Consider the following 21315-nt stretch of genomic DNA (forward strand, 5'->3'; position numbering starts at 1 on the left):
GTGACCAAAATAAATCATTAGTACATTGTACATCGTACAATAATACAGTAAATAAGATGAGCGAAACAATTGCTTTTAAACCTGAAAGCTTAGCGCAGGTTCATAAAATTATGGCGAGATATCCGGAAGGCAGACAAAAATCTGCGTTGATTCCTGTCTTGCACATTGCACAGAAAGAATTTGATGGTTGGCTGGCTGTTCCAGTGATGGATTATGTTGCAGAATTATTGAGCATCACACCAATTGAAGTATATGAAGTTGCCACTTTTTATACAATGTTCAATATGAAACCGGTGGGGAAATATGTTTTGGAAGTTTGCAGAACCGGACCTTGTATGCTGAATGGAAGTGATAATATTCTAGACCACATCAGAACAAAATTAAATATTAAAGACGGCGAAACCACTGCAGACGGACTTTTCACTTTGAAACCTGGAGAATGTCTTGGCGCTTGTGGATATGCACCAATGATGCAATTGGGGAAATTCTACCACGAGCATTTGACCATCGAAAAAGTTGACGAAATCATTGACCTTTGCAGACAAGGCGCCATCGATTTAGGTTAAGAATTAATTTAGATAAATAATTAAGCAAAAAGCCAAAAGCCAATTGCTATAAGCTTATAAATATAATGAGTAAAAAACTTTTACTTAAAAACGCACATATTGAGGGAATCCGTTACTTCGAAACTTACCGTAAAAATGGTGGTTACGAAGCAGCAGAAAAAGCTCTGAAAATGACTACCGATGCAGTTCTTGAAGAAGTGAAAACTTCCGGACTTCGTGGTCGTGGTGGCGCTGGTTTCCCAACTGGAATGAAGTGGAGTTTCCTTGCAAAACCGGAAGGCGTTCCAAGACACTTGGTCGTAAATGCCGATGAGTCTGAGCCAGGAACTTTCAAAGACAGATATTTGATGGAGTTTCTTCCGCATCTTTTGATTGAAGGAATGTTGATTTCGTCTTACACTTTAGGTTCCAATGTTTCGTATATCTACATCAGAGGAGAATATTCCTGGATTCCTGATATTTTGGAAGAAGCCATCGAAGAAGCTAAGGCTGCCGGATTTCTTGGAAAAAACATCTTAGGAACTGGTTTCGATTGTGAAATATATGTTCAGAGAGGCGCTGGAGCTTACATTTGTGGAGAAGAAACGGCATTGCTGGAATCTCTTGAAGGTAAAAGAGGAAACCCAAGACTGAAACCACCTTTCCCGGCTATCAAAGGACTTTGGGAAAGACCAACGGTGGTGAACAATGTAGAAACAATTGCTGCAGTTGTTCCAATCATCGATATCACTGGCGCTGAATATGCAAAAATCGGCGTTGGAAGGTCAACAGGAACCAAATTAATTTCAGCCTGTGGAAACATCAACAAACCAGGCGTTTACGAAATTGATATGACCATTACGGTTGAGGAATTTATTTATTCTGACGAATATTGTGGTGGCATCCCGAACGGTAAAAAGCTGAAAGCCTGTATTCCTGGTGGAAGTTCGGTTCCGATTGTCCCCGCAAACTTATTATTGAAAACCATCAACGGTGAACCAAGATATATGAATTACGAATCCCTTGCTGACGGTGGTTTTGCTACCGGAACAATGATGGGTTCAGGTGGATTTATAGTTTTGGATGAAGACCAATGTGTGGTAAATCATACAATGACTCTCGCAAGATTCTATAACCACGAGAGTTGTGGACAATGTACACCTTGCCGTGAAGGAACGGGTTGGATGTACAAAATCTTGAAAAAAATAGAAAAAGGAGAAGGTAAAATGGAAGACATCGATTTGCTTTGGGATATCCAGAGAAAAATCGAAGGCAACACTATTTGTCCTTTGGGAGATGCTGCTGCCTGGCCGGTTGCTGCTGCTATCAGACACTTCAGAGATGAGTTTGAATGGCACGTGAACAATCCAGAGTTGAGCCAAACCCAAAATTATGGATTGGCAAAATATGCAGACCCAATCCCGGCAGTTGCCAATAATTAAGATTAGAAAATAAATATAGAGTCTGTATTTCAGATTCGCCAATAGGATGAAGAAGTTCTTTGAATTGATTTTTGTGTTTTTTGTAGGAACAACAATGTTATTTGGACAAAAAGTGAAAGACACCTTAAATGTAGTAGAGGATTTAAATCCATCGATGGGTAAAATTATAATTTCTACCGCCGATAATAAAAATGAAGTTAACCCACAATCTACATTGAAAAAAGGAACAATGTTCATTTTTTGGGGTTGGAACAGAGCAGGATTCAGCAAATCGGATATTCGTTTCAAAGGAAATGGCTACGATTTTACATTGAATAATGTTGTGGCTCACGACAGACCATCAGAGTTAAGTATGGCATATATAGACCCGACAAAGCTATCGACGCCGCAGTTTAATTTTAGGTTTGCTTATTTCTTGAAAGATAACGTAGCACTTGTTGTTTCTCAGGATCATATGAAGTATGTGATGGATCAGAATCAAATCGCAAATTTCAGAGGAAATATCTCAGACCCTACTTATGCAGCGATGGTTCAAAATGGCCAAGTTAATTTGGCTGATGAGCAATTCCTTACCTTTGAGCATACAGACGGACTGAATTATGTGAATGTCGGTTTAGAAAAATATAAAAATCTCTCAAGCAAAAAGAACTTTGACATATTTTTGGCTTACGGAGGTGGTATTGGCGCTCTGATGCCGAAGAGTAATGTCAAATTATTCGGAAATGAGAGAAGCGACAGATACCATTTGGCAGGATTTGGACTGGATGCAAGATCAAGTATTAATCTTGTTTTTTGGAATCATTGGATGGCAAGAGTGGAAGGGAAATTTGGTTACATCAATATGCCGGATATCAAAACGACTCTTAACAATAAACCTGATAAAGCCAGTCAGGACTTTGTATTCTACCAAGTTAATTTTGGGATTGGATACGTTTTTAATAGAAAATTAAAGAATTAGAATATACATTAAGTTATATTTTAAAATATAAATAGAATTGACAAAAGATTTAGACTAAGATTGATTAAAATCTGAAATCTAAATCTAAAATCTTGAAATATGAGCGAAGAAGTCAAAAAATTTAAAGTGACCATCGACGGACAAACGACCGAAGTTTTGCCTGGTACTTCTATTTTGGAAGCGGCCAGACAAATCGGAGGGAAATCTGTTCCGCCGGCAATGTGTTATTATAGTAAACTGGAAACCAGCGGAGGAAGATGCAGAACTTGTCTTGTAGAAGTTTCTAAAGGTTCCGAAGCAGACCCTAGACCAATGCCAAAATTGGTAGCAAGCTGCAGAACTGGCGTGATGGACGGAATGGAAGTGAAAAACCTGACATCCGAAAAAGCACAGGAAGGCAGAAAAGCGGTGACCGAATTTCTTTTGGTCAATCACCCGTTGGATTGCCCGATTTGCGACCAGGCTGGAGAATGTCATCTTCAGGATTTGGGTTACGAGCACGGAAATCTTGAGACCAGGACAGAATTCGAGAGAAATACTTATGATGCAGACGACATCGGTCCAAACATCAAATTGAATATGAATCGTTGCATCCTTTGCGCAAGATGTGTATTGGCAGCGAATCAGTTAACAGATAAAAGAGAACACGGCATCCTTTACAGAGGTGACCACGCAGAGATCTCTACAATGTTGAACAAAGCTTTGGACAACGATTTCATTGGAAATGTAATCGATGTTTGTCCAGTTGGAGCATTGACTGACAGAACTGCGAGATTCACCAGCAGAGTTTGGTTTACAAAACCTTACAACGCAACTTGTTCTTGTACAAAATGTAGCGGAAAAGCGGTAATTTGGATGAAAGGTGATGAAGTGGTAAGAGTAACGGCCAGAAAAGACCAATACGGTGAAGTTGAAGAATGGATCTGTGACGAATGTCGTTTCCACAAAAAAGATACTGCACTTTGGAACATCGAAGGGCCAAGACATATCGACAGACATTCTGTGATTTCTCTTAATCATTACGAGAAAAAAACTGACAGCTACAATGTTTTAGAAAATTTTGAAGCCAAAGAAATTGGTGTTTCAGACGAAAAAAAAATTGAAAAATTAGATAATGAGACGATTTGATATTGAGAATTTCTCAAGAATCAAAACTCAAATAAATTGATATGGAATTACTGACTTTTAAAATCATATTGGTACTTGCTCTTTTCCTTTTGGCGCTTACTATTGCTGCTTACTCTACTTGGGCAGAAAGAAAAGTAGCCGCAATTATGCAGGACAGGATTGGACCAAACAGATCGGGACCTTTCGGATTGTTGCAGCCGTTGGCAGATGGTGGTAAATTTTTCTTCAAAGAGGATTTCACGCCACAACACGCTGAGAAATTCCTTTTTATATTAGGACCTTCTTTGGTCATGTTTATTTCATTAATTACCGGAGCCGTAATTCCTTGGGGTAAAACATTGAATTTTGGAGGCGTTTCCTACGATCTTCAGGTTGCTAATATTGATGTTGGCGTTTTATTCATCATCGGAATGGCTTCCATCGGTGTTTATGGAATTATGATTGGAGGTTGGGCTTCCAACAACAAATATTCATTGTTAGGCGCAATCAGAGCTTCTTCTCAGATGATTTCTTACGAGTTGGCAATGGGATTGGCACTTCTTTCTATCATTATGATGACAGGAAGTCTTGATTTGAAAGCGATTTCTGAAGCACAGGCAACTGGAAAAATTTGGGGATTCATTCCTGCAATTTCCGGAATAAACTGGAATATTCTTTATCAGCCATTGGCATTCTTAATATTTTTTGTTGCAGCGTTGGCAGAGACCAACCGTCACCCATTTGATTTACCAGAGTGTGAATCTGAATTGGTAACCGGATATTCTACCGAATATTCATCAATGAAGTTAGGATTGTATATGTTTGGGGAATATGTAAATATGTTTATTTCAAATGCATTCATCGTAGTTATATTCTTCGGAGGTTACAACTATCCGGGAATCGATTGGGTAACTCACAATTGGGGAGAAAATGCAGCAGGAATATTAAGTATTGTAGCTTTCTTAATTAAAACAATCACCGGAATTTTGATCTTTATGTGGATCAGATGGACACTTCCAAGATTCAGATATGACCAACTGATGCACTTAGGATGGAAAACTTTGATTCCATTGGCTTTGGTAAATCTAATGATAACAGGTGCTGTGATTTTGGCATTTGGAAATTAAATTGAATAATAATTAAAGATATAAGACAAGAACGGTCGAAGATCTAATGTCTAACATCTAACATCTATAATTAAATGAAACTTACTAACAGATCAAAAGTTGTTTCTAATAAAGAAATGACCTTTTCTGAGAAAATCTACCTTCCGGCGATTTTCAAAGGAATGGGGATCACTTTTAAACACGCTGTGAGAACCGTTGTAAAACGCGCTCCAAACGTATATTCGTATCCTGAGGTTCAAAAACCAAGAGCAGAAATCTGGAGAGGCCAACACGTTTTGAAGCGTGACGAAGAAGGCAGAGAAAGATGTACAGCTTGTGGACTTTGTGCCGTGGCTTGTCCTGCAGAAGCCATCACCATGGTAGCTGGCGAAAGAAAAAAAGAGGAAAAAGACCTTTACAGAGAAGAAAAATATGCTGAGATCTATGAGATCAACATGTTGAGATGCATCTTCTGCGGTATGTGTGAAGAGGCTTGTCCTAAATCTGCTATCTATTTAACAGACAGATTGGTTGACGTGGAACAAAACAGAAATTCTTTCATCTACGGAAAAGATAAATTGGTTGAGAAAATTAATGCAAGGATTGACATCACAGAAAGACAGTCTGAGAAACAAAAAAATGCAGTAAAATAATGGATCAGATTTTATTTTTTATCGTAGCGTTTTTAGCCATCGCAAGTGCAGTTTATTTTGTATTTGCCAAAAATCCAATGTACGCGATCCTTTCATTGATTGTGACAATGTTCTCCATTGCGGGGATGTACATTCTTCTTAATGCTCAGTTTTTAGGTATAGTTCAGATCATCGTTTATACAGGAGCCATTATGGTATTGTTCCTTTATATATTAATGATGTTAAATCTTAATAAAGAAGACGAAAGTAAGAAAGACAACCTTCCGAAGTTCATCGGAATTTTCTCAGTTTGTATTTTGTTTGTTGGAATGTTGGGTGCTTACAAAGGACTTAGCGGAAAAACAGTAGCAGAAAGCAACATCGATTATTCTGTAGGATTGACGAAAAATCTGGGAAGATTATTGTTTAACGAATATGTATTGCCATTCGAACTGGCTTCTATCCTTATTTTAGCAGGGATTGTAGGTGCTGTTTTGATTGGTAAAAAAGATTTATAAGATTATGGGAGGAGACGTAAATACATTTATACAGCAAGTGCCTTTGGAATATTTCATTATCCTATGCACACTTCTGTTTTGTCTTGGTGTTTTGGGAGTTTTGCTTCGTAAAAATGCCATCGTGATATTAGGATGTGTAGAATTGATGCTTAATTCCGTGAATCTTTTACTGGCAGCATTTTCAGCTTACAGTGGCGATGGCAACGGTCAGCTTTTGGTATTCTTCATAATGGTTGTTGCCGCAGCGGAAGTAGCTGTAGGATTAGCAATCATCGCAATGATGTACAGAAATACCAAATCTGTGGACGTGAGTATTTTTAATAAATTAAGAGGATAATAAAAGGAATGGAAAATTTAGTTTACGCGATTATACTTTTACCTTTAGTTGGATTCGTTATCAACGGACTTTTCGGGAAGCATCTTCCTAAAATAGTGGTTGGGAGTCTGGCAACGTTGGTAGTTTTCGCTTCGTTTGTTATCACGACAAGTATATTTTTTAGTTTTAATGATGACAGCGCGCCTGTTATTGTGAAAGCTTTCGAATGGTTTACTGTTAATGGAATTCAGGTTAATTTCGGATTCCAGGTCGATCAGTTATCATTAATGATGGTAATGATCATCACGGGAATCGGATCTTTGATTCACCTCTACTCGATTGGCTATATGAGCCACGACAAAGGATTTTATAAATTCTTCACTTATCTTAATCTCTTCATTTTCTCGATGTTGCTTTTGGTTTTAGGAAGCAATTATCTGATCTTGTTTATCGGTTGGGAAGGTGTTGGACTTTGTTCTTATCTATTGATCGGATTCTGGTACACTAACGAAGAATATGGAAAAGCGGCAAGAAAAGCTTTCATTATGAACCGTATTGGTGACCTTGGATTGTTAATTGGAATTTTCGCAATAGCAGCACACGTTAACGCCATCGATTATCTTTCTGTAGCTCAAAACGCTTCAAGCTTTGAATTGGACGGCACACCGATTATATTTATCACAGCTTGTTTGTTCATCGGAGCAACAGGTAAATCTGCCCAGGTTCCTTTATATACTTGGTTACCAGATGCGATGGCTGGACCAACACCGGTTTCTGCTTTGATTCACGCAGCGACGATGGTTACGGCAGGTGTTTATTTGGTAGTAAGATCTAATTTCTTATTTGTCCTTGCACCAACAGTTCAGGACGGAATTTTGTTAATTGGATTCCTGACCGCAGCATTGGCAGGTTTCTATGCACTTCGTCAAAATGACATCAAAAAAGTATTGGCATATTCTACAGTTTCTCAACTTGGATTTATGTTTATAGCTTTAGGTTTAGGCGCCTATTCTACAGCAATGTTCCACGTGATGACGCACGCTTTCTTCAAAGCTTTGTTATTCTTAGGAGCAGGTTCTGTGATCCACGCGATGAGCAACGAGCAGGATATGCGTTTTATGGGCGGACTTAAAAAATATATTCCTATTACACACATCACTTTCTTAATAGGAACATTGGCAATCTCCGGATTTCCATTATTATCAGGGATGATCTCCAAAGACGAAATTTTGGTAGCAGCTTATGCTAAAAATCCAATTTATTGGGTAATGTTATTCGTTTTAGCGGCTATCACTGCAACTTATATGTTCAGATTGTATTATCTGACTTTCCACGGCGAGTTCAGAGGTACGGACGATCAAAAACACCATTTGCACGAAAGTCCAACAAGTATGACTTTACCTTTAATTGTTTTGGCTGTACTTTCTGTAATCGGAGGTTTTATCAACCTTCCTCACTTCATCGGTCACGGTAATTACGCTAAATTAATGGAATGGCTGAAACCTGTTTTGACGGAAGAAAGTTTCAAACAAATGGAAAACACACTTTCCGGCGTAAGTTTTAACACAGAAATGATTCTTTTGGGAGCAACGATATTAATGTTCTTCACAGTTTGGTTCTTTGTTAAAAACACTTATGTTAAAAAACAGAAAAGAGCTCATCCTGAAGAACAATATACAGGTTGGGAAAAATTATCGGCGAGAAAATTATTCGTTGATGAAATCTACAACGCCTGCATCGTAAGGCCTTTCGAGGAAGCTGGTAAGGCAGCAGCGATGTTTGACAAAGCAGTTCTGGATCCTATCGTAAATTTCATAGGACTTGGAGCGGCAGATTCTGGTAGAGCTGCAAAACGCCTTCAGAACGGAAATGTAGAAAACTATGTGCTGATTATGTCGTTGGCTGTAGGTATCGTATTAATTGTTAACTTTTTATTGAAATAAATAGATAATGTCTTATTTACTATTAACATTATTACTGTTACCTCTTGTAGGTTCGGGTTTACTCTTTTTCTGGAAAAATGCTTCCAGTAAATATATCGCATTGGCTTTTGCCCTTGCACAGATGTTTTTAGCATTTTATATGTTGGGAAGTTTCGATTTCAATCCAACTGTTGATGCGCCATTGCAATACGAGATCACTTATCCTTGGTCCAGCTACATCAAAAGTAGTTTAAATTTCGGAATAGACGGAATGAGTATGCTGATGGTTTTATTGACGAACATCTTGGTTCCATTAATCGTTTTGTCTTCTTATAATGAAGCGAAAGGCTACCATAATTCTTTCTACGCATTGATTTTATTAATGCAATTCGGATTATTGGGCGTTTTCACTTCTTTAGACGGATTGTTATTCTATATCTTCTGGGAAGTAACATTAATTCCAATCTGGTTGATTGCCGGAATCTGGGGACAAGAGGACAAGAGAATCAAATTCACAACTAAGTTTTTTGTGTACACATTCGTAGGATCATTGTTTATGCTGATCGGTTTGATCTACGTTTACAACCACGCTGCATCTTTCGCTTTGACAGATCTTTACAATGCTAACCTTAATATCAATGAACAAAATGTAATTTTCTGGTTCATCTTCTTTGCATTTGCAGTGAAGTTACCAGTTTTTCCTTTCCACACTTGGCAGCCTGACACGTACACCTACTCTCCTACTCAGGGATCGATGTTATTGTCTGGAATTATGTTGAAGATGGCAGTTTATGGTGTTTTAAGATATCTTTTACCAATCACACCATTAGCAATTGGCGGAATTTCAGGCGAGATCGTAATCATCCTTTCAGTAATCGGAATTATCTACGGTGCTTTGATCGCAATGATTTCTACAGATAGCAAACGATTGATCGCTTTCTCATCTCTTTCCCACGTTGGATTGATTGTCGCAGGTATTTTTGCCTCAGCAGTTGTAACAATGAGAACAGGATTAACTTTCGAAGGCGGACAAGGCGCGATGATCCAGAGTTTTGCTCACGGGATCAACGTTGTAGGATTGTTCTACTGTGCAGATATTCTTTATAAAAGATTCAAAACAAGAGACATCAGAAAAATGGGAGGTTTGGCGAAAGTCGCTCCTAAATTTGCAATCTTGTTTATGATCATCTTGCTTGGTGCAACCGGAGTTCCATTAACAAACGGCTTCGTCGGAGAATTCATCTTACTGAAATCAGTTTACGATTACAACCACATTATGGCTGCAATGGCCGGATTAACGATCATTCTTGCTGCCGCTTATATGTTGAGATTCTACGGAAAAGCAATGTTTGGAAAAGGTGACGATTCAGTTTTGGCAACTACGAAAGATGTAAGCAATGTAGAATTCACAGTGTTGGCTAGTTTATCTGTTTTTGTAATTGTTTTGGGTGTCTATCCTCAACCGGTTATAGAAATGGTGACAAGCTCTGTCAGCTTCATTTATTCATCAATGATCAATTAATAAAAAGATTAAAAAATTAAAAGATTAAAAGATTAAGACAGAAGATGAAAATCTAAAATCTAATCCAAAATCTAAAATCTAAAAAGAAATGAGTGTTTTAATAATTTTATTCCTTACGGCTGTTCTTGTATTATTCTCGGGTGTTTTCGAGAAAGGAAAATACGCAAGATATATCGGAATCGCAGGATTGATCGTTGGTTTATATGTCAGTTTTCTTCCGGAATGCGAATTTTTCGACCAGTACAAATCGATGTATGAGTATGGAAACAACGCAGCTCTGTTTACTAAGATTTCAGTGCTTGTTACTTTGCTGTTATTCTTTTTGGGCGGATTTGCATTCAGCAATCACAGAAGCCATCAGTCAGAATTATATGCCTTGATGTTGTTCGCCCTGTGTGGTGGCGTCGTATTGTTCGGGTTCCAAAACCTGGTAACCTTATTCTTAGGAATCGAAATTCTATCCATTCCATTGTACGTAATGGCTGGAGCCGATAAAACCGATCTTCGCTCAACAGAAGCTTCAATGAAATATTTCTTATTGGGAGCATTTGCAACAGGTTTCTTACTATTCGGAGTAGCTTTGGTTTACGGAAGCGCAGGAAGTTTTGACCTTTACACAATCCACGATTTTGCCATCAACAATCCAAAGAATTTGATGTTAATCATGGGAGCAATCTTGATGCTTTGTGCATTAGCATTCAAAGTTTCATTGGCACCTTTCCATATGTGGAGCCCTGATGTTTATCAAGGTTCGCCTTCTTTGATCACCGCTTTTATGGCATCAGTAGTTAAGATTTCAGGATTCTTTGCACTATTCAAATTAATGACAATCGCTTTCAACGGCATTGCCGGAGATTGGATTAATATTTTAGGCGTTTTCATCATCTTGACATTATTGCTTGCAAACGTAATGGGATTGGTTCAGACCAACGCGAAAAGAATGCTCGCCTACTCTTCCGTTTCCCACGCTGGTTATATCGCTTTGATATTCTTCGGAATCAATAATTTCTCAACTTATATTTTAGGATACTATCTATTTGCTTATTCATTGGCAACGGTTGGTGTTTTCATCAGTTTACTTTGGATTGAGAAAATCAAAAAAGAAACCTCTTTCACAGCATTCAATGGACTGGGGAAAAGAGAGCCGGTTTTGGCAATTGTTTCTACAGTTTCTATGTTATCAATGGCTGGAATTCCTTTGACCGCCGGTTTCATCGGGAAATTGGGAATCTTCAATCAGGTAATTGGCGGACATTATGAGTTCTTGGTTCTGATTGCTGTTTTAGGATCTGCCTTGAGTATCGCTTATTATTTAAAATTAATTATCGCCATGTTCTTCTACAAAGAGGATAACTTCCACAACATCGAAAGAGCGAGTATCACTTATAACATCGTTTCTGTAGTGATTATTTTAGCTTTGGTTTCTATGGGAATTGTTCCGGACTTATTTGCTAAAATATTCGGATTGTAAGAATCCATTAAAAATAAATACAAACCTGATTCAAATTGAGTCAGGTTTTTTTTATGTTTGATTCTTTAATATTAATAAAAAATGACCTTTTGTAACCCTTTAATCATCGGCACTACAGAACAGTGTCAACGAGACCGCCCCCGTTTGGACACGGGGGCGGTCCCGTCAAGTCACGGGGGCGGTCTCGTGACTTGACGGATGCGGACAGACTAAAGCATTTACTTTTGTGATCGAAAATAAAATTCATACTATTGAAAAAAAGTAACTTAGTCAAAATTATTTTTGCCTTATGAAATTCATTCCGCTATTCTTAGTGATGATTTTTTTATCATCTTGTCATACAAAACAATCAGAGACTGAATCTCAATTAAATGAAATCAAACTGGCAAATGTAAAATATGGTTCTTACGAAAGAAATATCATGGATGTTTACCTGCCAAAAGGTCGAAATAAAAAAATCCCTTTCGTGATAAATATTCACGGCGGTGCCTGGACATTGGGAGACAAAGTCTGGGGAGCCGGTATTTCTGAATATTTTTATCATCATAATGTTGCCGTTGTAAATATGAATTACAGATTTGCGGATGACAACGCGACACATCTTCCCGAACTTTTAAACGATATTAATAATGTTGTAAAATATATACAGCAGCATTCCGAAGAATGGAATGTTAGAAATAATGGCTATTCAATAACCGGAGAAAGTGCAGGCGCCCATATGGCATTAAGTTATGCTTACCAATATCCTCAAAATATCAAAGCAATCATGACGAGATGTGCACCAACGAATTTCGACGATATAGAAAACCTTAAAAATGCTCAGAAAAACGATTTGATTGGCGCCATAAATAAAATGTCCGGCAACAAAGAAGAGGTTGATATCGCTAAGAAAATCCCCGAGAAATATATAAATGTGAGTCCGGTGAACCACGTAAAAAACATTCCGACCTTGATCTTCCACGGCGATCAGGATGAATTGGTTCCTTACTCTCAGGCCACTCAGTTGTCGAAATTGTTGGATCAGAAAAAATATAATCATCTACTCATCACACTTCCTGGGGCGAGCCATAATATTTTATTAAGAGACAATGACAGAGATCTGATTTATTTAAAATCTCTGGAATGGGTAGAGAAATACGGTCGATAAACTTGCCATTGTATTGGATTAATAAGAAAATTAATCAGTCCTAAATTTGATATTAATAATCAAACTTCTATCTTTATTCAAATTTTTATTTCAATGAATAAATTACTTTTATTAATCTGTATTTGTACGTTCACAATTGGATTTTCTCAGACTAATTCTGTGGAAGAAAACTACACCAAAAAAGAAGTTTACATCCCGATGAGAGACGGGACAAAATTGTTTACCATTATTTACACCCCGAAAGATATTTCAAAAAGCAACAAATATCCGGTGATTATGAACAGAACATGTTACAGCATCGCCCCTTACGGTGAAACAAATTTCAGAAAAATACTGAGCCCGAACAAATTCCTTCAGAAAGAAAAATACATCTTCGTTTTCCAGGATGTACGCGGTAGATATATGAGCGAAGGTACGTTCACGAATATGACACCGCAAGTGGATCATAAAACCAAAAAAGATGTGGACGAAAGTACAGATACTTATGACACTGTAGATTGGCTGGTAAAAAATGTACAATACAACAATGGAAAAGTGGGACAATATGGAACTTCATATCCCGGATTTTACACTGCTGTCGGAACTTTAGCCAATCATCCTTCTTTAGTAGCCTCTTCTCCACAAGCGCCGATCTCTGACTTTTGGTATGACGATTTCCATCACAACGGTGCATTCTTAATGAGCTATTTTAAGACTTTCCCGGTTTTTGGTGTTAATAAAACTAAGCCTGAGAAAGAGTCCTGGTTTGCAGATAAAATGATAAAACCAACATCTGACGACGGTTATCTGTTCTATAAAAATATGGGAACATTGAAAGATGGCGTTGATAAATATTACAAAGACAACTTCTTTATGCAGGAAGTTGTAGATCATCCAAACTATGATGAATACTGGCAAAAAAGAAATCTTCTTCCTCATCTTAAAAATATCAATCACGCTGTAATGACTGTTGGCGGCTGGTTTGATTCTGAAGATCTGAGAGGACCTTTGGAAATTTATAAAACCATAGAAAAGTCAAGCCCGAAAGCTAAAAACACCATCGTAATGGGACCTTTTTCTCATGGCGGCTGGAATTACGACAGCGGGAAACATTATCATAATGACATTTATTTCGGTGACAGCATTGCGACATATTATCAAAAAAATATTGAGCAGCCTTTCTTTCATCATTATTTAAAAGAAGATTCCAAAACTGCCGCAAAACTTCCTGAAGCTTATATGTTTGACACAGGAAAAAAGGAATGGAAACAGTTCGAAAACTGGCCACCAAAACAATCTGCAAAACAGATTTTTCACCTGAACAGCTCAGGAACTCTTTGTGAAACAGGCGAAAATCCAAAAACCTTTGCATCTTACATTTCTGATCCGAACAAACCTGTTTTGAGCAGCGAGAATTACAAGGATATGAATGGCTTCACGCCGAAAAATTATATGAGCGAAGATCAGCGATTTGCAAGCTACAGATCGGATGTCTTAAGTTATACAACCGAAGTTCTGGAAAATGACGTGACATTAGCAGGAGAAATTTTAACCAAACTAAAGATTACAGCTTCTTCCACTGACGCTGATTTTATAGTTAAATTAATAGATGTTTATCCCGCAGATGAAAAAGCTAATACTGACAAACCAAATGTTGTTTACGCCAATTATCACCAAATGGTAAGGAGTGAAATTATGCCAGCAAGATTCCGCAATAGTTTTGAGCAGCCTGCACCGCTTATTCCGAACAAAGGCGCAAGTGTGGATGTAAAATTACAGGATGTTTTTCACACGTTTAAGAAAGGTCATAAAATCCAGATCCAGGTTCAGAGTACCTGGTTTCCGCTGATGGCAATCAACCCTCAGAAGTTTTTAGAAAATCCTTACAAAGCAACCAAGGATGATTACGAAAGAGCCGAGATCAAAGTTTCCAGTGGAAGCACAATAGAATTTGATGTTTTGAAATAAAAAAGAAAAGCACAAACTTAGGTTTGTGCTTTTTCAGTTATAATGATTTGATGATATCTGCTGCGATCCCGTAAGATTTCTGTTTCGCTTCGAAATCATAAATATTTCCGGAAACGATGATCTCATTTGGTCTGTAATCTTTCACAAATTTCGACAGCTTTTCTTTGAGTGTTTCTCTGTCTCCAACGAAAGTTTTGGCTGCCATTCTATTAAGGTGCAACGCAACATCATCACCGATATTGGCAAGATCTGTTTCATCGGGCGGTAAAAGTGGTTGTCTCTGATTCGTCAGGATATTAACAAAAGCCTGAAAATGTGAGGTTGACAAATAATGCGCTTCATCCACAGAATCTGCTCCAATGATATTAATACAAATCATCACGTACGGTTCATCCAAAAATTCGGAAGGCTGAAAATGTTCTCTGTAAATTTCCAAAGCAACCTCCAACTGTGAAGGTGCAAAATGTGCAGCAAATGCGTACGGCATTCCCAATTTAGCCGCCAAAAAAGCCGAATCAGTAGAACTTCCCAAAATATACAGCGGAACGTCAGCCCCTTCTCCAGGAATCGCTCTGACTTTCGCTTCAGCATTTGCACTCGACATATATTTTTGAAGTTCCTTGATATGAAATTCAAAATTATAATTAGGGTTGAAATTATTACCCCTCAAGGCACTTGCCGTAAGCCCATCTGTTCCGGGCGCTCTTCCCAAACCAAGATCTATTCTTCCGGGAAATAATCCGTCCAAAGTCCCAAACTGCTCTGCAACTGATAATGTTGAATGGTTTGGAAGCATAATTCCACCGGAACCAACTCGTAATGTTTCCGTCTGACCAGCAACGTGACCAATTAAAATGGAAGTTGCAGCACTCGCCACATTAGGGAAATTATGGTGTTCTGAAAACCAATATCGGGTAAATCCAAGTTTTTCTGCGTGCTGAGCAGATTTCACAGATTTCTGAAATGTTTTATGGATATCATCGCCTTTGACAATCGTCGCAAGGTCCAGAATTGAATATTTAATTGACATATTTTAAGATTTATACAAATGTTTAATTCAAAAAGCAAACCACCAATAAACAAAGAGAAATATGAGAAATTATGGCACAATTCAAAATATTATTACCACAAAACAACAATCAAAAGGAATAATTATTACATTTGTTACAATAAACTATAAAAAACATTACAAATGGTATCAACAACATCAAAATTTGTTGCCGAAATGATCGGCACTATGGTTCTAGTATTAATGGGCTGCGGAAGTGCAGTGATTGCCGGCGCTGACGGAACAACAGGCGTTGGACTCTTGGGAATTTCCTTCGCTTTTGGACTCAGCGTGGTCGCAATGGCTTATGCAATTGGTCATATTTCCGGTTGTCATATTAATCCTGCAATTTCTATTGCAATGGTTGCAGCGGGCAGAATGAAAATTGGAGAAGCTTTTTATTACATTATTGCTCAGATTATTGGGGCAATTATTGGTGCAGGAATTCTTTATGTCATTTTTACCAATCATCCGGGCGCGGAAATGAAGCCCTGGGCTTTGGGATCTAACGGTTGGGGAACTGGTTACCTGGATCAGTATAACACTTTGGCGGCTTTCGTTGCTGAGTTTGTTTTCACCTTCATCTTTTTACTGGTAATCCTTGGATCTACTTCTACTAAAAACATTCACGGTGGTTTTGCAGGTTTGGCGATTGGACTTTCACTGGTTTTGATTCACATTGTTGGGATTAAGATTACGGGTGTTTCCGTGAACCCTGCAAGAAGTATTGGTCCTGCGATTTTTGCACAGGGCGAAGCACTTTCTCAGATTTGGTTATTTATCGCGGCTCCGATTTTAGGTGGTGTTTTTGCAGCGTTTGTTTATAATCTTTTGATTGAAAAAAAGGAAATAGCTTAACTTAATAGAAAACTAAAATTAATAGTTTAAAAAGTTGGTGAGTTTCTATTAAACTATAATTATAACTCAAAATATTGAAAGTTTATTGAGCCTTGTTTCAATAAACTTTTTTATTTTAATGAATAACAATTTTTCTTCACAATATCAAAAAAACGCTTCCATTACTGAAAGCGTTCTAATATATTCTGGAAAATATGTTTTTAAACATTAAATCTGAAGTGCATAATATCACCATCCTGAACCACATATTCTTTCCCTTCCACAGACAATTTTCCGGCTTCTTTCACTTTCGCTTCGGAACCATAATTCATATAGTCATTGTATTTAATGACTTCCGCACGGATAAATCCTTTTTCGAAATCTGTGTGGATCACACCAGCTGCCTGTGGTGCAGTCCAGCCCTGACCAATCGTCCAGGCTCTAACTTCCTTAACACCAGCTGTAAAATAAGTCTGAAGTTTCAAAAGGTCGTAAGCTTTTCTGATCAATCTATTTACGCCCGGTTCTTCCAAACCTAGCTCTTCCAGGAACATCTGTCTTTCTTCAAAAGTTTCCAGGTCATTGATATCAGCTTCAATTTGCGCTGCTAAAACAACAACTTCTGCATTTTCAGATTTTGCCATTTCTTCGATTTTTGCAATCCAGTCGTTTCCGTTTTTGATAGAATTTTCGTCCACATTACAAACGTACAAAACCGGTTTGTTTGTCAATAACTGAATTTCACTGATAATTGAAGTTGCAAAATCATCTGCAGGAAATTCTCTTGCGTTTTTACCTTCTTCTACAAAAGTCTGAAGATTCAGCAAAATATCGTAAGTTAAAAGATCTTCTTTCTTACCGGATTTCAAGAATTTTTTAGCTTTATCGACTGCTTTCCCGATCGCTTCAAGATCCTTCAGCTGAAGTTCTATATCAATGATTTCTTTATCTCTGATGGGATCTACAGAACCTTCCACGTGAATGATATTTCCATTATCAAAACATCTTAAAACATGAATGATGGCTTCACACTCGCGGATATTTGCAAGAAACTGATTTCCCAATCCTTCGCCTTTGCTCGCACCTTTTACCAATCCGGCAATGTCCACAATCTCTACAACTGCAGGCAAGACGCGCTCTGGATTTACGATTTTTTCTAATTCGAAAAGTCTAACATCCGGAACAGAAACAGTTCCAAGATTCGGCTCTATGGTACAAAACGGATAGTTTGCAGATTGTGCTTTTGCGTTGCTAAGACAATTAAAAAGGGTTGATTTTCCTACATTCGGAAGACCTACGATTCCACATTTCATAATGAAATTTTTATTTTTTTGTTATCGGAATTATGTTACCTGACGGTTTCATAAAGTAAGGTTTAAGGTTCAGAGTTAAAAAATTTCGAACAATAAACTTTGAACTTTCAGTGCGCAAAGATACTGATTTTTGCGTTTGAATTTTCTACTTTTACAATCTTAATTAAGATCAGGAATCCAATCTAAAATGGCAAGAAAAAAACGCGAATACCAATCTTCAGAACTAGTGAATTCTTTCGCCAGAATCTATGGTTTCGAGGATAAACTAAAAGCTTTTGAAATCAAGGATTTTCTGGAAGATTATCTTTCAAATGATCTCTATGCCGAAATTGTAAGTGTAAATCTTAAAGAACAAGTCTTGATCATCAGAATAAAATCGCCCCTTTTGAAGAATGATTTCCGCTTAAGAAAAACGTTTTTTTTAAAGAAATTCCGAGAAGTTCTGAAGGACGAATCTTTGATTAATGATCTGTTGATCCTGTAGTAATATCATCTATCATCCGCTTGCTTCTCTCATCCAGGCTGGATCTTAGCGGGAAGAAAAAACGGAATGGATTTCTGACAAAATATCTGAAAATTTCCCGAAAGATCTCACTTGCTTCACTCATTTCTATTTTCCTGGAACGGAAGGCCAACAACATAGACAATCCGAAACTGACCGCAAAATTGAAAAAACCAATCACAAATACGGTTACAAATGAGATCCAAAAAGTATATGACGTCACTACGAAATCTTTACCGTAAAGTCCCAATGCAAAATTTCCCGCTGCAAAGGTAATGTGGCGAATATCCAAATCCAATCCCAGAAAAAGTCCTATGGGCGCAGTTGCTCCAAGGAAAACTCCGAACCAAAAGTTGGAGACAATTCCGGCCCAATTCTTAGAATAATAAATCGAAAGCTGTTTTGCAAATCTTTGTCCGAAAAAATAATTGATAAACGGATTCTTTGCAATCCTTTTTGGAATTTGAAAAAATACAGAGTTATTGCTGATATTACCGGAAATAACACCTGAAATAAAAAGAAAAATACCTGCAATAGAAGCATGCAAGATTGCTTTTGACTGGAACGGATCCAAATCATACAGTAATTTATTAGATTTATCAAAAGCAAAATTCTGCTTGAAAAGAATTTCCAATCCGTAAATGATAAGCAGCGAAACGGGAAAAGACAACAAAACATTGCCTACAAACGCTATAAATTGCGATCTGAACAATTGAGAAACGACGTGTGCAAATTCTATATAAGTATTTCTGCCATTACCCTCTGAGAGAACTTTTGCCATCGTAGCAGCCGTCATCGCTGGCTGTTTTGTCGCCAGAGTAAAATTCATCAGATAGATCATTACAAATCCCATCGCATAATTCATAGAAAATAAAAATGCGTGTGCAAAATCACTTGCAGGAATATAACTGTAAAGCATCTTCAAAACGCAAAGCGCACCTACAATGACACCACCGCCAGAGGCTTTCCAAAACATTTTCATATAAGCCTTAAGCGTAGAAGTGATGTAGTGTGTTCCGGTTTCTGCCGTGTGATTTGTAATCAGGTGAGACATCAGCCTGGTGCTGTCTGAGACCAGATCCCGAATATTATTTTTATGTGATTTGTACCTTAATATATTGAAAAATAACTGCTTAGAATTAATCAGATAATCACGATCTTCATCTATCACAAACAATTTGATGATATCGGACATCCTGCTAAGCTGCTGTCTGATTTTCAGCAAAGACTGATTGGTCTTGCTGGAAATCCCATACTTGGAAGAATTCTTGAAGGCAATTGTGACGAATTCCAGACACTGTTCTATGTAGATCTTGATCTGTTTGTAAATCTCGTCATTTGAAGTAAATTTAAAATCAGGATTATCATTGAAATCAGCATTAATGATATCCAATTCATTTTGAAGCGCAAGAAAAGGATTGTCAAAATTCCGGTATTCCGGCGCCATCTTCACCACATCTACATCCAACGCATTACCGATAACACGCCAGGCCAAAATATTAAGTGAAAATAAAAGCTCTTTCTTGACGTGCGAATTGCTAATAAACCTATCAATTTTTAGTAACCGAAAAAGTTCGTCCATTTTATCTTCAGGCGAATTCTGGAAAAACTCAAGATCCTTTTTTGGGGTCACCAAAACGTTATCAACCAAATACCAAATCGTGTTTTCGTTTTCGATTGGCGGAAGCACTTTGTTAAGAAGTCGCTTTTTGAATTCGGGATAAAATGCGTTTTCCGACAAAATATCAGCTTCCGTCAAAGAAAGATTGAATGGTTTGTCTTTGAAAACATTGTGAATGTAAAATGTCAGATTTTCCTTTATGACATCATTATCTTTGAGATAGGCGGTAAACACACCCAAATCCTCTCGCTTGAGACTGGTGATAATTTCGGACAAAGGCTCCAAAGACAATGTCTCATTTTTTTCACTAAAATAATTTTTTAAAATAGTGCTGAAACTGTCTTTTTTAATTAATCTAATTGCCATCTTAGCACAAAAGTAATCATTTCAGAACAATGTTATTCATTTGTCTCAATATCCAATTGTGCTTTTTGCTAAGGTAAGCACTTGGATTTTTCGGATCATATTTTTTGGGATTTGGTAAAACTGCTGCAATCCATGCTGCTTCACTTTTGGTAAGATCTTTTGCTGGTTTGTTATAATAATACTGCGCTGCAGCTTCGATTCCGAAAACACCTTGCCCCATTTCTATAACATTGAGATATCTTTCCAGAATAATATCTTTTCCCCAAATTTTTTCGATGATGAAGGTATAAATCGCTTCCAGTCCTTTTCTGATCCAGCTTCTCCCCTGCCAAAGAAAAACATTTTTTGCAGTCTGCTGAGAGATTGTACTTCCGCCTCGTACAACTTTACCTTTCTTATCATTCTTCTTCATCGCTTTTTCTATCGCTTTGTAATCAAATCCGTTGTGATTGAAAAAGGCCTGATCTTCGGAAGCGAGAACGGCTTTTTTGATGTTGGTTCCCATCTCATCATAAGAAATATAATCACGTTTCAATTTTCCATATTTGAAAACGCTGCCCAACTGGGTCCAGGTAATTGGCGGATTAAAAAACATCCCGAAAACCACAAAAAGTATATTGGCGATAATGAGAATAAAAACCAGCTTTTTAATAAACTTCCACATACTGCAACAAAATTTTAGCGAAAATAAAACAAAAAAATATTTTATCCGATCAAAATCTTGTAGAGAAATAATAAATGTAATAAGGACAGTCAAAAATTATCAAAATGCCGTTCCTAAAACGTCGTAAAGTATTAAAGCAATTGTTACAATAAATAATAAGATAAAATCATCGAAACTTAATACGTTGGACTCTGCAATGACTTTATTTTTTTGAATCTGCCTGTAACGTCTATCCAATTCCTGCCTTTCCTCCAGTTTTGTTTTGTAGTAATTTTTTTTATAATCAGTCATCTGATCAGGATTCATTTTAATTATAAAGCTTTCTGTTTCG

The 21315-nt window shown here is 37.4% G+C and carries 20 protein-coding genes; 15 read left to right on the forward strand and 5 right to left on the reverse strand.

The genetic code is table 11. From position 1 onward, the window contains the following. The first annotated feature begins 56 nt into the window (after positions 1–56). From OPU68_RS16975 to OPU68_RS17035, 13 genes are all read left to right on the forward strand, one after another. On the forward strand, positions 57–566 hold the full coding sequence (locus OPU68_RS16975) for an NADH-quinone oxidoreductase subunit NuoE family protein (RefSeq protein WP_034975451.1): 510 nt from the start codon (positions 57–59) through the stop codon (positions 564–566). Between the two features lie 65 nt (positions 567–631). Beyond that, positions 632–1987: an NADH-quinone oxidoreductase subunit NuoF gene (nuoF, locus tag OPU68_RS16980; protein ID WP_498475138.1), complete on the forward strand. Its 1356-nt coding sequence runs from the start codon at positions 632–634 to the stop codon at positions 1985–1987. Positions 1988–2033: 46 nt separating this feature from the next. Continuing rightward, positions 2034–2945, forward strand: a complete 912-nt coding sequence (locus OPU68_RS16985) for a hypothetical protein (RefSeq protein ID WP_498475139.1) — start codon at positions 2034–2036, stop codon at positions 2943–2945. A 99-nt stretch (positions 2946–3044) separates the two neighbouring features. Further along, complete coding sequence (locus OPU68_RS16990) at positions 3045–4073, forward strand: NADH-quinone oxidoreductase subunit G (protein WP_498475140.1); 1029 nt, start codon at positions 3045–3047, stop codon at positions 4071–4073. A gap of 41 nt (positions 4074–4114) precedes the next feature. After that, complete coding sequence (gene nuoH / locus OPU68_RS16995) at positions 4115–5179, forward strand: NADH-quinone oxidoreductase subunit NuoH (RefSeq protein ID WP_498475141.1); 1065 nt, start codon at positions 4115–4117, stop codon at positions 5177–5179. Between the two features lie 74 nt (positions 5180–5253). Further along, the gene (locus tag OPU68_RS17000) at positions 5254–5811 is read left to right on the forward strand and encodes a NuoI/complex I 23 kDa subunit family protein (protein WP_498475142.1); all 558 of its coding nucleotides are present in this window, start codon (positions 5254–5256) and stop codon (positions 5809–5811) included. After that, a complete protein-coding gene (locus OPU68_RS17005) occupies positions 5811–6308 on the forward strand; it encodes an NADH-quinone oxidoreductase subunit J family protein (protein WP_063969014.1) in 498 nt (165 codons plus the stop codon). Before OPU68_RS17000 ends, OPU68_RS17005 begins: the two co-directional genes overlap by 1 nt. 4 nt (positions 6309–6312) lie before the next feature. Then, positions 6313–6645: an NADH-quinone oxidoreductase subunit NuoK gene (gene nuoK, locus OPU68_RS17010; RefSeq protein ID WP_063969013.1), complete on the forward strand. Its 333-nt coding sequence runs from the start codon at positions 6313–6315 to the stop codon at positions 6643–6645. Between the two features lie 8 nt (positions 6646–6653). Next, positions 6654–8567, forward strand: coding sequence for an NADH-quinone oxidoreductase subunit L (gene nuoL / locus OPU68_RS17015; RefSeq protein ID WP_498475143.1), 1914 nt, complete (start codon positions 6654–6656; stop codon positions 8565–8567). A 7-nt stretch (positions 8568–8574) separates the two neighbouring features. Then, on the forward strand, positions 8575–10068 hold the full coding sequence (locus OPU68_RS17020) for a complex I subunit 4 family protein (RefSeq protein ID WP_498475144.1): 1494 nt from the start codon (positions 8575–8577) through the stop codon (positions 10066–10068). 88 nt (positions 10069–10156) lie between these two features. After that, positions 10157–11539 carry an NADH-quinone oxidoreductase subunit N gene (locus tag OPU68_RS17025; RefSeq protein ID WP_498475145.1) on the forward strand — a complete coding sequence of 461 codons (1383 nt, stop codon included), beginning with the start codon at positions 10157–10159 and terminating at the stop codon, positions 11537–11539. A gap of 289 nt (positions 11540–11828) precedes the next feature. After that, complete coding sequence (locus tag OPU68_RS17030) at positions 11829–12686, forward strand: prolyl oligopeptidase family serine peptidase (RefSeq protein ID WP_498475146.1); 858 nt, start codon at positions 11829–11831, stop codon at positions 12684–12686. Between the two features lie 93 nt (positions 12687–12779). Next, the gene (locus OPU68_RS17035; protein ID WP_498475147.1) at positions 12780–14633 is read left to right on the forward strand and encodes a CocE/NonD family hydrolase; all 1854 of its coding nucleotides are present in this window, start codon (positions 12780–12782) and stop codon (positions 14631–14633) included. 37 nt (positions 14634–14670) lie between these two features. Here the strand turns inward: OPU68_RS17035 and OPU68_RS17040 are convergent, their stop codons facing one another. Further along, positions 14671–15663, reverse strand: a complete 993-nt coding sequence (locus OPU68_RS17040; RefSeq protein WP_498475148.1) for an LLM class flavin-dependent oxidoreductase — start codon at positions 15661–15663, stop codon at positions 14671–14673. Positions 15664–15825: 162 nt separating this feature from the next. On the opposite strand from OPU68_RS17040, the gene aqpZ reads away from it, so the two are divergent. Further along, positions 15826–16539, forward strand: a complete 714-nt coding sequence (aqpZ, locus tag OPU68_RS17045; RefSeq protein ID WP_498475149.1) for an aquaporin Z — start codon at positions 15826–15828, stop codon at positions 16537–16539. 200 nt (positions 16540–16739) lie between these two features. On the opposite strand, the gene ychF is transcribed toward aqpZ, so the two are convergent. Continuing rightward, positions 16740–17831 carry a redox-regulated ATPase YchF gene (gene ychF, locus OPU68_RS17050; RefSeq protein WP_498475150.1) on the reverse strand — a complete coding sequence of 364 codons (1092 nt, stop codon included), beginning with the start codon at positions 17829–17831 and terminating at the stop codon, positions 16740–16742. 187 nt (positions 17832–18018) lie between these two features. Here ychF and OPU68_RS17055 point away from each other — a divergent pair, with 187 nt between their 5' ends. Further along, positions 18019–18315 carry a hypothetical protein gene (locus tag OPU68_RS17055; protein ID WP_034964988.1) on the forward strand — a complete coding sequence of 99 codons (297 nt, stop codon included), beginning with the start codon at positions 18019–18021 and terminating at the stop codon, positions 18313–18315. Here the strand turns inward: OPU68_RS17055 and OPU68_RS17060 are convergent. From OPU68_RS17060 to OPU68_RS17070, 3 genes are all read right to left on the reverse strand, one after another. Beyond that, positions 18293–20320, reverse strand: coding sequence for a transporter-like protein (locus OPU68_RS17060; protein ID WP_498475151.1), 2028 nt, complete (start codon positions 20318–20320; stop codon positions 18293–18295). The genes OPU68_RS17055 and OPU68_RS17060 overlap by 23 nt on opposite strands. Positions 20321–20336: 16 nt before the next feature. After that, the gene (mtgA, locus tag OPU68_RS17065) at positions 20337–20984 is read right to left on the reverse strand and encodes a monofunctional biosynthetic peptidoglycan transglycosylase (protein ID WP_498475152.1); all 648 of its coding nucleotides are present in this window, start codon (positions 20982–20984) and stop codon (positions 20337–20339) included. Between the two features lie 99 nt (positions 20985–21083). Then, complete coding sequence (locus tag OPU68_RS17070; RefSeq protein WP_498475153.1) at positions 21084–21290, reverse strand: hypothetical protein; 207 nt, start codon at positions 21288–21290, stop codon at positions 21084–21086. Positions 21291–21315 lie beyond the last annotated feature (25 nt).

The sequence above is a fragment of the Chryseobacterium sp. TB1-D10 genome (assembly GCF_059803555.1).

Bases quoted from the DNA above. Each gene is read 5' to 3' on its own strand.
- OPU68_RS16975 (WP_034975451.1), top strand. From the start codon at position 57: ATGAGCGAAACAATTGCTTTTAAACCTGAAAGCTTAGCGCAGGTTCAT.
- nuoF (WP_498475138.1), top strand. From the start codon at position 632: ATGAGTAAAAAACTTTTACTTAAAAACGCACATATTGAGGGAATCCGT.
- OPU68_RS16985 (WP_498475139.1), top strand. From the start codon at position 2,034: ATGAAGAAGTTCTTTGAATTGATTTTTGTGTTTTTTGTAGGAACAACA.
- OPU68_RS16990 (WP_498475140.1), top strand. From the start codon at position 3,045: ATGAGCGAAGAAGTCAAAAAATTTAAAGTGACCATCGACGGACAAACG.
- nuoH (WP_498475141.1), top strand. From the start codon at position 4,115: ATGGAATTACTGACTTTTAAAATCATATTGGTACTTGCTCTTTTCCTT.
- OPU68_RS17000 (WP_498475142.1), top strand. From the start codon at position 5,254: ATGAAACTTACTAACAGATCAAAAGTTGTTTCTAATAAAGAAATGACC.
- OPU68_RS17005 (WP_063969014.1), top strand. From the start codon at position 5,811: ATGGATCAGATTTTATTTTTTATCGTAGCGTTTTTAGCCATCGCAAGT.
- nuoK (WP_063969013.1), top strand. From the start codon at position 6,313: ATGGGAGGAGACGTAAATACATTTATACAGCAAGTGCCTTTGGAATAT.
- nuoL (WP_498475143.1), top strand. From the start codon at position 6,654: ATGGAAAATTTAGTTTACGCGATTATACTTTTACCTTTAGTTGGATTC.
- OPU68_RS17020 (WP_498475144.1), top strand. From the start codon at position 8,575: ATGTCTTATTTACTATTAACATTATTACTGTTACCTCTTGTAGGTTCG.
- OPU68_RS17025 (WP_498475145.1), top strand. From the start codon at position 10,157: ATGAGTGTTTTAATAATTTTATTCCTTACGGCTGTTCTTGTATTATTC.
- OPU68_RS17030 (WP_498475146.1), top strand. From the start codon at position 11,829: ATGAAATTCATTCCGCTATTCTTAGTGATGATTTTTTTATCATCTTGT.
- OPU68_RS17035 (WP_498475147.1), top strand. From the start codon at position 12,780: ATGAATAAATTACTTTTATTAATCTGTATTTGTACGTTCACAATTGGA.
- OPU68_RS17040 (WP_498475148.1), bottom strand. From the start codon at position 15,663: ATGTCAATTAAATATTCAATTCTGGACCTTGCGACGATTGTCAAAGGC.
- aqpZ (WP_498475149.1), top strand. From the start codon at position 15,826: ATGGTATCAACAACATCAAAATTTGTTGCCGAAATGATCGGCACTATG.
- ychF (WP_498475150.1), bottom strand. From the start codon at position 17,831: ATGAAATGTGGAATCGTAGGTCTTCCGAATGTAGGAAAATCAACCCTT.
- OPU68_RS17055 (WP_034964988.1), top strand. From the start codon at position 18,019: ATGGCAAGAAAAAAACGCGAATACCAATCTTCAGAACTAGTGAATTCT.
- OPU68_RS17060 (WP_498475151.1), bottom strand. From the start codon at position 20,320: ATGGCAATTAGATTAATTAAAAAAGACAGTTTCAGCACTATTTTAAAA.
- mtgA (WP_498475152.1), bottom strand. From the start codon at position 20,984: ATGTGGAAGTTTATTAAAAAGCTGGTTTTTATTCTCATTATCGCCAAT.
- OPU68_RS17070 (WP_498475153.1), bottom strand. From the start codon at position 21,290: ATGAATCCTGATCAGATGACTGATTATAAAAAAAATTACTACAAAACA.